The 15,295-nt window shown below is 26.3% G+C and carries 16 protein-coding genes; all 16 read left to right on the forward strand.

Going from position 1 to position 15,295, the window contains the following annotated elements:
- The first annotated feature begins 14 nt into the window (after positions 1–14).
- Genes ABLL_RS04100 through ABLL_RS15240 form a run of 16 tightly spaced genes read left to right on the forward strand, consistent with a single transcriptional unit; the run spans position 15 to position 15,294 of the window.
- On the forward strand, positions 15–965 hold the full coding sequence (locus ABLL_RS04100; RefSeq protein WP_014473517.1) for a Wzz/FepE/Etk N-terminal domain-containing protein: 951 nt from the start codon (positions 15–17) through the stop codon (positions 963–965).
- 3 nt (positions 966–968) lie between these two features.
- On the forward strand, positions 969–1,994 hold the full coding sequence (galE, locus tag ABLL_RS04105) for a UDP-glucose 4-epimerase GalE (RefSeq protein WP_014473518.1): 1,026 nt from the start codon (positions 969–971) through the stop codon (positions 1,992–1,994).
- Positions 1,995–2,014: 20 nt separating this feature from the next.
- Positions 2,015–3,184: a nucleotide sugar dehydrogenase gene (locus ABLL_RS04110; protein ID WP_014473519.1), complete on the forward strand. Its 1,170-nt coding sequence runs from the start codon at positions 2,015–2,017 to the stop codon at positions 3,182–3,184.
- Positions 3,185–3,194: 10 nt separating this feature from the next.
- On the forward strand, positions 3,195–4,385 hold the full coding sequence (locus tag ABLL_RS04115; RefSeq protein ID WP_014473520.1) for a UDP-N-acetylglucosamine 4,6-dehydratase: 1,191 nt from the start codon (positions 3,195–3,197) through the stop codon (positions 4,383–4,385).
- Positions 4,385–5,521, forward strand: a complete 1,137-nt coding sequence (locus ABLL_RS04120) for a LegC family aminotransferase (RefSeq protein WP_014473521.1) — start codon at positions 4,385–4,387, stop codon at positions 5,519–5,521. The genes ABLL_RS04115 and ABLL_RS04120 overlap by 1 nt, the downstream gene beginning before the upstream one ends.
- The gene (locus ABLL_RS04125) at positions 5,521–6,096 is read left to right on the forward strand and encodes a NeuD/PglB/VioB family sugar acetyltransferase (protein WP_014473522.1); all 576 of its coding nucleotides are present in this window, start codon (positions 5,521–5,523) and stop codon (positions 6,094–6,096) included. Before ABLL_RS04120 ends, ABLL_RS04125 begins: the two co-directional genes overlap by 1 nt.
- Complete coding sequence (gene neuB, locus ABLL_RS04130) at positions 6,093–7,091, forward strand: N-acetylneuraminate synthase (protein ID WP_014473523.1); 999 nt, start codon at positions 6,093–6,095, stop codon at positions 7,089–7,091. The genes ABLL_RS04125 and neuB overlap by 4 nt, the downstream gene beginning before the upstream one ends.
- Positions 7,088–8,245, forward strand: a complete 1,158-nt coding sequence (gene neuC / locus ABLL_RS04135) for a UDP-N-acetylglucosamine 2-epimerase (RefSeq protein WP_014473524.1) — start codon at positions 7,088–7,090, stop codon at positions 8,243–8,245. The genes neuB and neuC overlap by 4 nt, the downstream gene beginning before the upstream one ends.
- Positions 8,246–8,256: 11 nt before the next feature.
- Positions 8,257–9,012: an imidazole glycerol phosphate synthase subunit HisF gene (gene hisF, locus ABLL_RS04140; RefSeq protein ID WP_014473525.1), complete on the forward strand. Its 756-nt coding sequence runs from the start codon at positions 8,257–8,259 to the stop codon at positions 9,010–9,012.
- Positions 9,009–9,611 carry an imidazole glycerol phosphate synthase subunit HisH gene (gene hisH, locus ABLL_RS04145; protein ID WP_014473526.1) on the forward strand — a complete coding sequence of 201 codons (603 nt, stop codon included), beginning with the start codon at positions 9,009–9,011 and terminating at the stop codon, positions 9,609–9,611. Before hisF ends, hisH begins: the two co-directional genes overlap by 4 nt.
- A 9-nt stretch (positions 9,612–9,620) precedes the next feature.
- Positions 9,621–10,838 (forward strand): N-acetyl sugar amidotransferase, encoded by a 1,218-nt coding sequence (locus ABLL_RS04150; RefSeq protein ID WP_014473527.1) that lies wholly within the window; start codon positions 9,621–9,623, stop codon positions 10,836–10,838.
- Entirely contained in the window at positions 10,838–11,884 is a 1,047-nt protein-coding gene (locus ABLL_RS04155) for a nucleotidyltransferase family protein (RefSeq protein WP_014473528.1), read from the forward strand. Before ABLL_RS04150 ends, ABLL_RS04155 begins: the two co-directional genes overlap by 1 nt.
- Positions 11,884–12,573, forward strand: coding sequence for a cytidylyltransferase domain-containing protein (locus ABLL_RS04160; protein ID WP_014473529.1), 690 nt, complete (start codon positions 11,884–11,886; stop codon positions 12,571–12,573). Before ABLL_RS04155 ends, ABLL_RS04160 begins: the two co-directional genes overlap by 1 nt.
- Entirely contained in the window at positions 12,570–13,583 is a 1,014-nt protein-coding gene (locus ABLL_RS04165) for a hypothetical protein (protein WP_014473530.1), read from the forward strand. Before ABLL_RS04160 ends, ABLL_RS04165 begins: the two co-directional genes overlap by 4 nt.
- A complete protein-coding gene (locus ABLL_RS04170) occupies positions 13,580–14,821 on the forward strand; it encodes an oligosaccharide flippase family protein (RefSeq protein ID WP_014473531.1) in 1,242 nt (413 codons plus the stop codon). The genes ABLL_RS04165 and ABLL_RS04170 overlap by 4 nt, the downstream gene beginning before the upstream one ends.
- Positions 14,818–15,294, forward strand: a complete 477-nt coding sequence (locus ABLL_RS15240; RefSeq protein WP_014473532.1) for a DapH/DapD/GlmU-related protein — start codon at positions 14,818–14,820, stop codon at positions 15,292–15,294. The genes ABLL_RS04170 and ABLL_RS15240 overlap by 4 nt, the downstream gene beginning before the upstream one ends.
- The last annotated feature ends 1 nt before the right edge of the window (position 15,295 follow it).

Below are 15,295 nucleotides of genomic sequence, written 5' to 3' on the forward strand. Positions count from 1 at the left end.
TGATAGGAACAAGTTTGGATAATAAAGCAGATATTTTGGAAGATGAAATAGATTTGAAAGAGTTGTTTAAAACAATTTGGAATAAAAGAGTGTTTATTTTGATCGTTACATCAGTTATTACATTGTTAGCAATAGTTTATGTAAATATTAAAACGCCAATATATGAAGTTAAAGCTTTAATTGAAATAGGTACTTATAAGACTGAAACAAATCAAAATATATCAATAGATGATGCGGATATTCTTGCAAAAAAACTGTCTACAATATTTATAGATTTAAGAAAAAATATAAATGATAAAGAGTTTGAAATTACAAAAACAATTCCTTTAAAAGGAATGAAAAATTTTATTGAAATTTCAAGTGAAGCAAAATCAAATACAGATGCAATCAATGGATTAAACGAAGTTATTGAGTATATAAAAAAAGATCATTTATTAATTTTAAATGATATTAAAGAAAAAAATGAAGCAGAATTGAAAAATTTAGAATTAACTATCAAAAATATAAAAGAAGATAAAATTGTTAATATAGATAAAAAGATAGAGTTATATACTCAAAATATATTAAATCTTGAAGAACAAATGAAATATGTAACTGAAGTATTACAAAATATAACAAAACTGGACCCTTCTATATCTGCTCTTAAACTTATGGAAAAAAGAGACATATCAAATGCAATAATAGAAAATAAATCAACTTTATTTGATTTAACTGAGCAAAAAGAAAATTTATTGAATGTACAAATAAATAAATTATTAGAAAGAAAAAAATTATTTGAGGCTTTATCGTTGCCTTATAATTTAAAAAATAGTGAAATTGTTGGAAAGATTTTAGTAGATGACAAACCAATAAAACCTAAAAAAATACTTATCGTTGTAGTTACTTTTATAACTGGATTTATACTTGCAATATTTGCTGTATTTTTTATGCAATTTATCAATAATATGAGAAAAGAAGAAAAATAAAATATGAAAATTTTAATAACTGGTGGAGCTGGATATATAGGTTCACATACTTTAGTCGAGTTGAATAAAGTAGGTTATGATTTCATAGTTTATGATAATTTATCAAACTCTTCAAAAGAGAGTTTAAAAAGAGTAAAAAAGATAACTGGTAAAAAAGTGGATTTTGTAAAAGGTGATATAAGAGATAAAAATAGTTTAGAAAAAGTATTTAAAAAATATAAAATTGATTCGGTTATACATTTTGCAGGACTTAAAGCAGTAGGTGAAAGTGTAGAAAAACCACTAAAATATTATGATAATAATGTAAATGGAATCTTAGTTTTATTAAAAGTGATGGAAAAGTATAATTGCAAAAAAATAGTATTTTCTAGTTCTGCAACTGTATATGGAAATCCTAGTTCAAATCCAATAGATGAGACTTTTCCTGTTGGAGCTACAACAAACCCTTATGGTACAAGTAAATATATTTGTGAGAGGATTTTAGAAGATGTTTATACTTCAAATAACACTTTTAAAATAGCAATTTTAAGATACTTTAACCCTGTTGGAGCACATGAAAGTGGTATGATAGGAGAAGACCCAAATGGGATACCAAATAACCTTATGCCATATATTTCTCAAGTAGCAGTTGGAAAAAGAGAGTATTTGAATGTATTTGGAAATGATTATGATACTTTTGATGGTACAGGAGTGAGAGATTATATCCATGTTGTTGATTTAGCAAATGCTCATGTAAAAGCTATTGATTATTTAAATTCATTGAATAACAATACTAAACCTCTAATAGTAAATATAGGAACAGGTATCGGATATAGTGTACTTGATATAGTGAAAGCTTTTGAAAAAGTATCAAATAAAAGCATACCATATGAAATAGTTTCAAGAAGAGCTGGAGATATAGCAACATGTTTTGCAAATCCAACAAAAGCAAAAGAGATTTTAGGCTGGGAAGCAAAAAAAAGTATAGAAGATATGTGTGCTGATAGTTGGAATTGGCAAAGTTGTAATCCAAAAGGATATAAAAAATGATTGAAGGGAAAAATAATTAAATGAAAATTGCAATAGCTGGGACAGGATATGTTGGTTTAAGTAATGGATTACTTTTAGCTCAACATAATAAAGTAGTTGCCTTAGACATTATACCTCAAAAAATTCAAATGCTTAATGATGGAAAATCGCCTATAGAAGATAGAGAAATTGAAGAATATTTATTGAAAGATGATTTAAATTTTACAGCAACACTAGATAAAGAGTATGCTTATAAAGATGCAGATTTTGTAATAATTGCTACTCCAACAGATTATGATACGGAAACAAATTATTTTAATACTAAAAGTATTGAATGTGTTGTACAAGATGTTTTATGTATAAATCCAAAAGCTCTTATGGTAATAAAATCAACTATTCCTGTTGGTTATACAAAAAATTTAAGAAAAAAATTTAATACTGAAAATATTATTTTTTCTCCTGAATTTTTAAGAGAGGGTAAAGCTTTATTTGATAATTTATATCCAAGTAGAATAATTGTAGGAGAAAAATCACAGAGGGCAGAAATTTTTGCATCACTTTTAGCACAGGGTGCTATTAAAAAAGATATTCCAATATTATTTACTGATTCAACTGAAGCAGAAGCTATTAAACTTTTTGCAAATACTTATCTTGCTATGAGAGTTGCATACTTTAATGAACTTGACTCTTACGCACAAACTCATAATCTTGATACAAAACAAATAATAGATGGGGTTGGATTGGATCCCCGTATAGGAACACATTATAATAATCCGAGCTTTGGATATGGAGGATATTGTCTTCCAAAAGATACAAAACAATTATTAGCTAATTATACAGATGTTCCAAGTAATTTGATTGAAGCGATTGTTAAATCAAATTCAACAAGAAAAGATTTTATTGCAGATAGTATTATAGAAAGAAATCCAAAAACTGTTGGAATTTTTAGACTTGTGATGAAATCTGGAAGTGATAATTTTAGAAGTAGTGCAATACAGGGAATAATGAAGAGAATTAAAGCAAAAGGTATAGAAGTAGTTATTTATGAACCTGTGCTAGAAGAAAGTAATTTTTACAATTCAAAAGTAATAAAAAATTTAGAAGAATTTAAAAAAATTTCAGATGTAATAGTTGCAAATAGAAAATCAGAAAAATTAAATGATGTAGTTGAAAAAGTATATACACGTGATATATTTAATTGTGATAGTTGAGGAGCGTTAAGTGAATAAAATTTTAAATTTAATAGGACGAACTAAAGAGCTTTTTTTAGAAGATATAAATAAAAATGATAAAGAATTAAAAGAAATTGTTTCAAGTTCTACGTTTTTAGTTATTGGAGGGGCTGGTTCTATTGGTCAAGCTGTAACAAAAGAGATATTTAAAAGAAATCCTAAAAAGCTTCATGTTGTTGATATTTCAGAAAATAATATGGTTGAATTAGTTCGAGATATAAGAAGTTCATTTGGATATATCGATGGAGATTTTGCTACATTTGCTCTTGATATAGGAAGCTTTGAATATGATGCTTTTATAAAAGCTGATGGTAAATATGATTATGTTTTAAATCTATCAGCTTTAAAACATGTAAGAAGTGAAAAAGACCCTTTTACTCTTATGCGTATGATTGAAACAAATGTTTTTAATACAGATAAAACTCTTCAACAATCAATAGAAAACGGAACTAAAAAATATTTTTGTGTAAGTACAGATAAAGCTGCAAATCCAGTAAATATGATGGGTGCAAGTAAAAGAATCATGGAAATGTTTGTAATGCGAAAATCAAAACAAATAGATGTTTCAATGGCAAGATTTGCAAATGTTGCTTTTAGTGATGGAAGTTTATTACATGGTTTTAATCAAAGAATTGAAAAAAATCAACCAATTGTTGCTCCAAATGATATAAAAAGATATTTTGTTACACCTCAAGAAAGTGGAGAACTTTGTTTAATGTCATGCATATTTGGTGAAAATAGAGATATTTTTTTCCCAAAACTTAGTGAAAATTTACATCTTATTACTTTTGCTGATATTGCAGTTAAATATTTAAAAAATCTCGGGATTGAACCATATTTATGTAAAGATGAAGATGAAGCTAGAAAATTAGCAAAAACTTTACCCGCACTTGGAAAATGGCCTTGTTTATTTACCTCAAGTGATACAACAGGCGAAAAAGATTTTGAAGAGTTTTTTACAGACAAAGAAGTTTTAGATATGAATAGATTTGAAAATCTAGGAGTTATTAAAAATGAAGCTTTATTTGATGAAAATAAGTTAAATCATTTTGAAAAAACTATTAAAAATTTTAAAGCAAATTTATCTTGGGAAAAAGAGGATATTGTAAAAGAATTTTTTACAATGATTCCAGACTTTGGACATAAAGAGACTGGTAAATATCTTGATGGGAAAATGTAATGCAAAAAATAATTGATTTTATAAAACAAACATTTAATAGAAATGAATTTATACCTTTACATGAACCAAGATTTATTGGAAATGAAAAAAAGTATTTAAATGATTGTATTGATTCAACATTTGTATCAAGTGTTGGAAAATATGTTGATACTTTTGAAAAAGAATTTGCAAAAACTGTAGGAAGCAAATTTGCAATAGCAACTGTAAATGGTACAGCTGCTCTTCATATTTCACTACTTTTAGCAGATCTAAAAAGAGATGATGAAGTTATAACTCAACCACTTACTTTTATAGCTACTTGTAATGCTATTAGTTATATAGGAGCAAAACCTATATTTATAGATGTTGATTTAGATACGATGGGTTTAAGTCCTAAATCACTTAAAAGCTTTTTAGAAACAAATTGTGAAGTAAAAAAGAATAATTGTATAAATAAAACTACAGGAAAAATCATAAAAGCATGTGTTCCTATGCACACTTTTGGGCATCCATGTAAAATTGAAGAGATAAAAGAGATTTGTGATATTTGGAATATTACTTTAGTAGAAGATGCAGCTGAAAGTTTAGGTTCATTTTATAAAAACAAACATACAGGAACTTTTGGAAAAATTGGTGCATTTTCTTTTAATGGTAATAAAATCATAACATCGGGTGGTGGTGGAGTTATTGTTACAGATGATGAAGCATTAGCTAAAAGAGCAAAACATATAACAACAACAGCAAAAATCCCTCATCCGTATGAATATGTACACGATGAGATAGGATATAACTATCGACTTCCTAATATTAACGCAGCTCTTCTAGTAGCTCAACTTGAACAATTAGAAAAATTCTTAGCTTCAAAAAGAGATTTAGCAATAAAATATAAAGAGTTTTTTACAACAAATAATATAAATTTTATAGCTGAACCAAAAGATTCAAAATCAAACTATTGGCTTCAAGCAGTTTTATTAAATGATGTAAATCAAAGAAATGAATTTTTAGATTTTACAAATAAAAATGGTGTAATGACAAGACCTATTTGGAGACTTATGAATGAACTTGAAATGTTTAAAGATTGCCAAAAAGATGATTTAAAAAATGCAAAATATCTTGAAGAAAGAGTTGTAAATATTCCAAGTTCGGTGATTTTATAATGAAAGAAAAAATAGTTCTTATTGGTGGTGGTGGACACTGTCATAGTGTTATTGATGTGATAGAGCAAGAAAATAAATATGAAATTATAGGTATAGTTGATACTAAAGAGAATATCGGTAAAAAAGTTTTAGATTATGAAGTAATTGCATGTGATGATGATTTAAAAACTATTTTTAAAACTTGTAAAAATGCACTCACAACAGTAGGTCAAATTGAATCAAATAAAATAAGAGTTAAAATTTATAATAATTTAAAACAAATAGGTTTTAATTTACCTATAATAATTTCACCTTTATCATATGTGTCAAAGCATTCATTTATAGATGAAGGTACAATTATAATGCATCAAGCATTGATAAATGCAAATGTAAAAATAGGAAAAAATTGTATAATAAATACAAAAGCTCTTATTGAACATGATTGTGTAATAGGAAATAATTGTCATATTTCAACAGCTAGTGTAATAAACGGTGGTGTTACTGTAAAAGAAAATAGTTTTTTTGGAAGTAATGCGACTTCTAAACAAAGTATAGAAATAGAGGGATTTATAAAAGCTGGGAGTTTAGTGAAATGAAAAAAGTATTTATAATAGCAGAAGCAGGAGTAAATCATAATGGTTCAATTGAACTTGCTAAAAAATTGATTGATGCAGCAAGTGATAGTGGAGCTGATGCTGTTAAATTTCAAACATTTAAGGCTGAAAAACTTGTATCAAAACATGCTCAAAAAGCTGATTATCAAAAAGAAACAACTGATAAAAATGAATCTCAATTTGAAATGATAAAAAAACTTGAACTAGATTATGATACACATAAAGAGCTTATGTTTTATTGTAAAATTAAAAATATTATGTTTTTATCCACTCCTTTTGACCATGATAGTATAGAACTTTTAAATGATTTAGGACTTGAAATATTTAAAATTCCTAGTGGAGAAATCACAAATTTACCATATTTAAGACATATAGGAAAATTAAATAAAAAAGTAATACTTTCAACTGGAATGACAGATATTGGTGAAATAGAAGATGCCTTAGATGTTTTGATAGCAGCTGGGACTAAAAAAGAAAATATAATAGTTTTACATGCAAATACTATGTATCCAACACCTATGGAAGATGTGAATTTAAAAGCTATGGTGACTATTGGAAACACATTTGATATAGCTTTTGGATATAGTGACCATACTTTAGGTATTGAAGTGGATATTGCAGCTGTTGCTATGGGCGCTTATTGTATAGAAAAACATTTTACTTTAGATAAAACTATGGAAGGACCAGACCATAAGGCAAGTTTAGAACCAGATGAATTAAAAGCGATGGTTAAAGCTATAAGAAATATAGAGTTGGCTTTGGGAAGTTGTGTTAAAAAACCTTCAAAAAGTGAAATCCCAAATATGCAAATAGCTAGAAAATCAATTGTTGCAAAAATGGATATTAAAAAGGGTGAACTTTTATCTGAAAATAATCTTGCAATAAAAAGACCAGGTAATGGAATAAATCCTATGCGATGGGATGAAATAGTAGGAAGTATAGCAACTAAAGATTATAAAGAAGATGAGCTAATATGAAAAAAATATGTGTTGTCACTGGTACAAGGGCTGAATATGGACTTCTTTATTGGCTTCTCAAAGAAATAGAAGCTGATAAAGAATTTCAACTTCAACTTATAGTTACAGGTATGCACCTAAGTAGTGAATTTGGATTAACTTATAAAGAGATAGAAAAAGAGTTTAAAATTGATAAAAAAATAGAGATGCTTTTATCTTCTGATACTTCAATTGGTATTTCAAAATCTATGGGTTTAGCTCAAATGTCTTCTTGTGAAGCTTTTGAAGAACTAAAACCAGATATTTTGATAGTTCTTGGAGATAGATATGAAATATTTAGTATTGTTAGCACTGCTATGATAGCTCGTATCCCAATTGTTCATCTTCATGGCGGAGAAACAACTGAAGGTGCATTTGATGAATCAATTCGCCATAGTATTACAAAAATGAGTCATCTTCATTTTACTGCAACAGAAGAGTATAGAAATAGAGTAATTCAATTAGGAGAACATCCTTCTAGGGTTTTTAATGTTGGTGGTATGGGAATAGAAAATATCAAAAGATTAAAATTTTTAACAAAAGAAGAGTTTGAAAATTCTATAGATTTTAAACTAAATAAAAAAAATATATTAGTTACTTTTCATCCTGTAACCTTAGAAAATTCTACTGCACAAGAACAATTTCAAGAACTTTTAGAAGTAATTGATGAATTAAAAGATACAAATATAATATTTACAAAAGCAAACAGTGATACAGATGGAAGAATAATAAATCAAATGATTGATGAATATGTCGCTAAAAACTTTCAGAAATCTGTAGGATTTAATTCTTTAGGACAATTGAGATATTTAAGTGCTTTACAATTTGTTGATGCTGTCGTAGGAAATAGTTCAAGTGGACTTTTAGAAGCTCCAAGCTTTAAAATAGGAACTATAAATATAGGTGATAGACAAAAAGGTAGAATAAAAGCTGATAGTATTATAGATTGTTTTGCAAATAAATTTGATATAAAAAAAGCTTTTGAAAGATTATACTCAAAAGAATTTCAAGATAGTTTGCAAAATGTTGAAAATCAATATGGTAATGGATGTGCAAGTAAAAAAATTATAGAGGTTTTAAAAAATGTAGATTTAAAGAATATACTAAAAAAATCTTTTTATGATATTAAATTTTAATAGGAGAAAATGTGAGAACTAGAATAATTGCAAAATTAGATGTTAAACCACCGTATGTAGTAAAGCCAGTACATTTTGAGGGTTTAAGAAAAATCGGAACACCTCAAGAATTAGCAAAAAAGTATTATGAACAAGGTGCTGATGAAGTTATGTATATAGATATAGTATCTTCTTTATATCAAAGAGGAATAATATTTGAAGAAATAGAAAAAACTGCAAATGAGTTATTTATACCATTTGGAGTAGGTGGTGCAGTAAGAAGTATTGAAGATTTTTCAAAACTATTTCACTATGGAGCAGATAAAGTTTTAATAAATACTTATGCTGTACAAGAAAATCCAAATATTATAAATCAAGCAGCTGAGATTTTTGGTAGTCAAGCTGTCGTAGTAAATATTGAAGCAAAAGAATGGGATAACTGGTACGAATGCTATACTGATTGTGGACGAGTTCAATCAAACAAAAATGTTTTAGATTGGGTAAAGGAAGTTGAACAAAGAGGAGCAGGAGAAATTCTTCTTCAAAGTGTAGATAAAGATGGTAGAAAAAGAGGATTTGATTTAGAACTTGCAAAAAAAGTTGTTGAGAGTGTAAATATTCCTGTTGTTATAGCAAGTGGAGCTGGTAAATTAGAAGATATAAAAGAATTAATAGAATATGCTAAACCAAGTGGAGTAGCCATTGCAAGTATGTTGCATTATGATTTAACTAATATAAAAGAGCTTAAAAAATATTTATCAGATAATGGAATCGAGGTATCTAAATGAGTAATTTAATTGGAATTGTAAACTATGGAATCGCAGGAAATATCCATAGTATAAAAAAAGCTATTGAAAAAGCTGGTGGAAAAGTATTGATTATAGACAAAAAAGAAGATTTGAAAAAAGTTGATAAAATAGTTATTCCTGGAGTTGGTAGTTTTAATGATGCTATGAATGAGTTAAAAAAAGATGATTTGATGGAAACATTAATTGAAGAAATTGAAGAAAAACCAACACTAGGTATTTGTTTAGGAATGCAGATTTTATCAACTTTAGGATTTGAATATGGAAAAACTAAAGGATTAAGTAAAATTGATGCTGAAGTTAAACCAATTTTAGTTGATGCAAAAGTTCCACACATGGGGTTTAATAAAATAAATGTAATAAAAACTAATAAACTTTTAAGTGGTTTAGAAAATGAAGAATTTTATTTTATGCATTCTTATGAAGTTGTTAATTATACTAATATTGTTAGTTTGACGGATTATGTAGGACATAACTTTGTTTCTTCTATTCAAAGAGATAATATATATGGAGTTCAGTTTCACCCGGAAAAAAGTAGGGAAGCTGGTATTAAATTATTTAAAAATTTTGTAGAATTGTAGGAGAATGGAATGAGTGAATTATTAGGAAAATATGGATTACCTTTAGAAGTAAAATTTTGTAAAAAATGTACAATGAATAATCAACGACCTTCTTCTACTGTTGAATTTAAGCAAAAAGAAGGTGAGAAAAAAAGAACATTAGCTTTTGATGATGATGGTATTTGTGAAGCATGTAAATATGCAGAAAAGAAAAAATCAATTAACTGGGAAGAAAGACATAAACAATTAGAAGAATTATGCAATAAATTTAGAAGAAATGATGGGAGATATGATGTTGTAGTTCCTGGGAGTGGAGGAAAAGATAGCGTTCAAGCTGCACATATTTTAAAATATAAATATAATATGAATCCGATTCTAATAACATGGCCACCAGCTTTATATACTGGCATTGGAAGAAGAAATTTTGATTCATGGTTAAATGCAGGTTTTGCAAACTACACTTATAATCAAAATAAAAAGTTACATAGATTTTTGACAAAAAGTGCTTTTTTAAATCTTGGACATCCTTTTCAACCTTTTATTTTGGGACAGAAAAATCTTGCTCCTAGATTATCTGTGTTACTCGATATTCCTTTAGTAATATTTGGAGAAAATGAAGCAGAATATGGAAATGCAATAGAAGATAATGAAAAACCAACAAGGGATCCAAAGTATTATAGTGCAGAACTTAGCATAAAAGATTTGGTTTTAGGAGGAGTTCCTGCAGAAGAGTTAATCTATAAACATGGATTTAAATTATCTGATTTGGAAGCATATTTTCCTACAAATCCATATGAAATACAAAAAACAGGAACAGAAGTTCATTATCTTGGATATTATGTAAAATGGCATCCACAAGAAACATATTATTATTCTATAGAAAATAGTGATTTTATGCCAAATGACTATAGAACAGAAGGTAGTTTTAGTAAATATAGTTCTTTAGATGATAAAATTGATTGGCTTCATTATCATACAACAACTATTAAATTTGGAATAGGTAGAGCTACTTATGATTCAGCACAAGAAATAAGGAATGGTGATATTACTAGAGATGAAGGTATAGCACTTATAAAAAGATTTGATGGAGAATTTCCAGAACAATACATAAAAGATTGTTGCAACTATATGGACATATCTTTACAAAATTATCATGATGCTATTGAAAAGTTTAGAAGTCCTCATTTATGGGAAAAAAATTATGGAAAGTGGGAATTAAAACATCCAATATGGAAAGAAAATAGATAATGAAAAATATAGAAGATATCATAGTAAAAGAATCCACTTCTATTTTAGAAGTTCTTCAGATTATAGACAAAAGTTCTAAGCAGTTGGCTATTGTAGTTGATGATAACAAAAGACTTCTTGGAACTATAAGTGATGGAGATATTAGAAGAGCTCTTTTAAATAATATATCTCTGAATGAATCTGTAAAAGATATCTATTTCAAAACTCCAACAATTGCAACTATTAACCATTCAAAAGAAGAAATTATAAATATTTGTAGAATGAAAAAAATTCATCAGATACCTATAGTTGATAATTATGGTAATTTGATTGGTTTGGAAATACTTGATGAACTTATTTCAAAAGAAAATAAAATAAATAAAGTTATTCTTATGGTAGGAGGTTTAGGTACAAGACTTAGACCTCTTACTGAAAACACTCCAAAACCTATGCTAAAAGTTGGAAATAAACCAATCCTTCAAACTATAGTAGAAAAATTTGCGGAATATGGATATACAAATATTATCATGTGCGTTAATTATAAATCGCATATGATACAAGATTATTTTGGTGATGGGAAAGAGTTTGGTGTAAATATTGAGTATGTTTTAGAAAATCAAAGGATGGGAACAGCAGGAGCTTTAAGTTTATTAAGAGAAAAACCAACAGAACCTTTTTTTGTTATGAATGGAGATCTACTTACAAATGTAAATTTTGAGCACCTACATAATTATCATTTATCAAATAATTCTTTGGGAACTATGTGTGTGAGAGAGTATGATTTTCAAGTTCCATATGGAGTTGTAAATATTTCGAATAGTAAAATTACTTCTATAGAAGAAAAACCTACTCATAAATTTTTTGTAAGTGCAGGAATATATATGCTAAGTTCTGAAGTTTTAGATTATATTCCTGAAAACCAGTTTTATGATATGCCAACACTATTTGAAAAAATAATAAGTGAAAATAAAAATGCAATATCCTTCCCTCTTAGAGAATATTGGTTGGATATTGGAAGAATAGAAGAGTATAAAAAAGCTAATGAAGAATATGATGAGGTATTTTAGTGTATAAAAATAAAACTTTTTTAGCGTTTATTCCAGCTCGTGGAGGAAGTAAAAGGCTTCCTAGAAAAAATGTGCTAGATTTATGTGGTAAACCACTTATTGCACAAACTATTGAAGCTGGATTAAAAAGTAATTATATTGATAAAGTTGTTGTAAGTAGTGATGATGAAGAAATACTTGAAATCTCAAAAAAATTCGGTGCTGAAATTATCAAACGACCTGATGAACTAGCAAGTGACACGGCTACAACTTTTGATGCTATAAAACATACAATAGAAAATTTTGAAAGATATGACTATATAGTTTTACTTCAACCTACGAGCCCACTTAGAAATGAAAAGCATATAGATGAAGCTATTGAATTATTAGAAGAGAAAAAAGCAAATGCTATCATAAGTGTTTGTGAAATGGAACATAGTCCATTTTGGAGTAATACTTTACTAGATGATGGAAGTATGAAAGGATTTTTAAAAGATGAAATCTTAAACAAAAGAAGTCAAGATTTAGAAAAATATTATAGATTGAACGGTGCTATATATATTTGTAAAACTGATAAACTATTGGAAGAAAAAACATTTATGTTGAAAAATAAAATTTATGCTTATAAAATGAGTAGAGAATTTTCTATAGATATTGATGAAGAGATTGATTTTAAGCTTGCAGAAATATTTTTGGATAATAAAATATGAATTTATATATAGTAGAAAGTCCTTTTCAATTATTATCAGCTGTTGAAGCAAGTAAATATTTTAATAATGAAAAAAGTTTATTTGTAATTAAATATAATAAAAAAGAAAGTAATGTAATACAATTAAAAAAAATAAAAGATTTATTCAAACTAAATAATGTAATAGAAATAAAACCTTTACTATCAAATTTTGATTCAAATCTTCAACTTCTTTTGCTATTAAAAAAGTTTGATAAAGAAAAGAAAAATTTCAATAGAATATTTATAGGAGAATATCGTTCTTTTCATATGAGAAAGTTTTTTGATTATTTTTCTAAAGCAGAGTCATATTGTCTTGATGATGGAAATATAACTTATCAGATATTTCAATTAATAAAAGAAAAAAAAGATGAATATTATTTTAACAATGGTATAAAAGGATTAATAAAAGAAATTGTTTATAAAATGCAGCCAATTTTATTTGGATTAAATAATTTAGAAATAAAACGAAATATAAAACTTTTTACATGTTTTGATATTCCAAAAGAAAATAAGCATATAATTCATGATTTTTCTAATATAAAAAAGGAATATAAAGTATCAAATTCAAAAAATATAGTTTATTTTTATGGTTCATATCTTGAAATAATAGGTATTTCAAAAGAAAAACAAATAGAATTCCTTGAACAAGCTATGGGAGTCTTTAAAAAATTAGATTTAGAAATAATATATTTACCACATAGATTAGAAAGTGAAGATAAATTAAATTTAATAAAAGATAAGTTGAATTTAAAAATAGTTAAAAATGAATTTCCAGCAGAAATACAACTTTTGGTTGATGGATTTATTCCTGAATGTATTGCTTCTTTTGGCTCTTCTGTTTTGATTAGTTTACCAAAGATTTTTCCAGAGATAAAAAATGTCTATTCATTTTTTCCAACTAGCTCAATTCTACCAAATCGATATTTAGAAGAATGGGAAGAGATGAAAAAGAATTATAAAAAAAGTGTAAAGGTTGTAGAGTTAAAATGAATTTAAAAAAATTATTATCAGTTTATACTTTAACTTCTTTATATCAAGCTTTAATAACTTTTTTATTGATGTCATTTTTTTCTTATATTATGAATATAAATACTTTTGGTTCATATAATTTATACCTAGCAATAATACCATTTCTTTTTAATCTTATACTTTTAGGTACTACAGGTGCTTTGAGTGTTTTTTATTACAAAGTTAATTTAAACAAGTTTAGACTATACATTAGTCAAATTGTATTTTTTATATTACCTATTAGTTTTGTGCTTGGAATTTTTTTATATTTTATATTTTCTAGTTTAGTTGCAGAAATATTTCAATTAAATACTAATACATTATTACTACTGATTTTACTAACTTTTAGTCAAATTCTACCGCAAATCTTGCTGACATATTATCAAACTATTCAAAAAGTAGATTTATATTTCAAATTAAGTTTTTTATATCTTTCATCAAATTTTATATTTTCAATTATTTCATTTCTTATTTATAATGAAATATATTTTATTTTTTTGTTTATGTTGATTAATGCAGTTATTTTTTCTTGTTATTCTTTATATATTTTGAATAAAAATAGTTTATTATCAATCAGATTTAATCTTTCTATTTTTAAAAGCATTTTGGATTATGGTTTACCTTTGATTATACATTCTACAGGGACTACTTTGTTATTTATGTCTGACCGTTTTGTAATATCAAATATTTTAGGAAATGAAAGTGTAGGTTTATATTCAATATCTTTACAATTAAGCATGATAATGTTGATTTTAGTAAATTCTTTTACTTCTGCTTGGGGACCTTATCTTTTTAAAACAATGAAAGAAACAAAAAATATCATAGACTTTTCTTTTATGAAAAAAATATATATATTTATAGCTATATTTTTGATAATGCCTTTATTTCTGTATTATATTCAAATGATAATATTAAATATGTTTTTTAATAATAATTATAAAGAAGCAATAAATTATGTATTGATAATAAATTTTGGATATTCAATGATGGGAATTTATAAAATCTTCATTGGATTTCTTCACTTTCAGAAGAAAACAAAACTTATTTCATTTTTAACAATTTTTGCATTACTAATTAATATATCAATTAGTTATTATTTAGTTCAAAAAGTTGGATTAATTGGTGCATCTTATGGAACTTTAATATCAATGTTTATTTTGAGTATATTTACAATATTTTTTGTCAATAAATATTATAAATTAAATTGGAGGTTAAAATGAACTATCTATTTGAGAAGTTTTTAAATGGGATTTTCCATATTTTTAGGTATAGACATTATAGAAAAAAATATAAATTACCTAAAGATTTTAAATTTAATGGCTACTTTATTAAATTTTATGGTGATGGTGAAATAATAGTTGGAAAAAATTCTTATATTAGTTTTTTTTCTCATATAACAATGGGAAAAGGAACAAAAGTTATAATAGGAGATGGTGTTTCCATTGCGCATAATGTTAGAATATATACAACTATGCTTGATAGTGAAAAATTTATTAAAGAACAAAAAAAAGAAGAAATTTTAAAAGATGTAGTTATTGGAAGTAATGTATTAGTTGGTACAAATGTATATATTAATCCAGGAGTTAATATAGGAGATAATGTTATAATTGGTGCAAACAGTGTTGTGACAAAAAATATTCCATCAAATTGTATTGCAGGTGGAGTCCCAGCAAAAGTAATTAAAAATTATTAGG

Origin of the sequence: Arcobacter sp. L (genome assembly GCF_000284235.1) — a bacterium.
GTDB classification, from domain to species: domain Bacteria; phylum Campylobacterota; class Campylobacteria; order Campylobacterales; family Arcobacteraceae; genus Aliarcobacter; species Aliarcobacter defluvii.

Coding starts and splice junctions, on each gene's coding strand:
- neuC (WP_014473524.1), top strand. CDS start 7,088: ATGAAAAAAATATGTGTTGTCACTGGTACAAGGGCTGAATATGGACTT.
- ABLL_RS04125 (WP_014473522.1), top strand. CDS start 5,521: ATGAAAGAAAAAATAGTTCTTATTGGTGGTGGTGGACACTGTCATAGT.
- neuB (WP_014473523.1), top strand. CDS start 6,093: ATGAAAAAAGTATTTATAATAGCAGAAGCAGGAGTAAATCATAATGGT.
- ABLL_RS04155 (WP_014473528.1), top strand. CDS start 10,838: ATGAAAAATATAGAAGATATCATAGTAAAAGAATCCACTTCTATTTTA.
- ABLL_RS04110 (WP_014473519.1), top strand. CDS start 2,015: ATGAAAATTGCAATAGCTGGGACAGGATATGTTGGTTTAAGTAATGGA.
- ABLL_RS04165 (WP_014473530.1), top strand. CDS start 12,570: ATGAATTTATATATAGTAGAAAGTCCTTTTCAATTATTATCAGCTGTT.
- hisH (WP_014473526.1), top strand. CDS start 9,009: ATGAGTAATTTAATTGGAATTGTAAACTATGGAATCGCAGGAAATATC.
- galE (WP_014473518.1), top strand. CDS start 969: ATGAAAATTTTAATAACTGGTGGAGCTGGATATATAGGTTCACATACT.
- ABLL_RS15240 (WP_014473532.1), top strand. CDS start 14,818: ATGAACTATCTATTTGAGAAGTTTTTAAATGGGATTTTCCATATTTTT.
- ABLL_RS04170 (WP_014473531.1), top strand. CDS start 13,580: ATGAATTTAAAAAAATTATTATCAGTTTATACTTTAACTTCTTTATAT.
- ABLL_RS04120 (WP_014473521.1), top strand. CDS start 4,385: ATGCAAAAAATAATTGATTTTATAAAACAAACATTTAATAGAAATGAA.
- ABLL_RS04150 (WP_014473527.1), top strand. CDS start 9,621: ATGAGTGAATTATTAGGAAAATATGGATTACCTTTAGAAGTAAAATTT.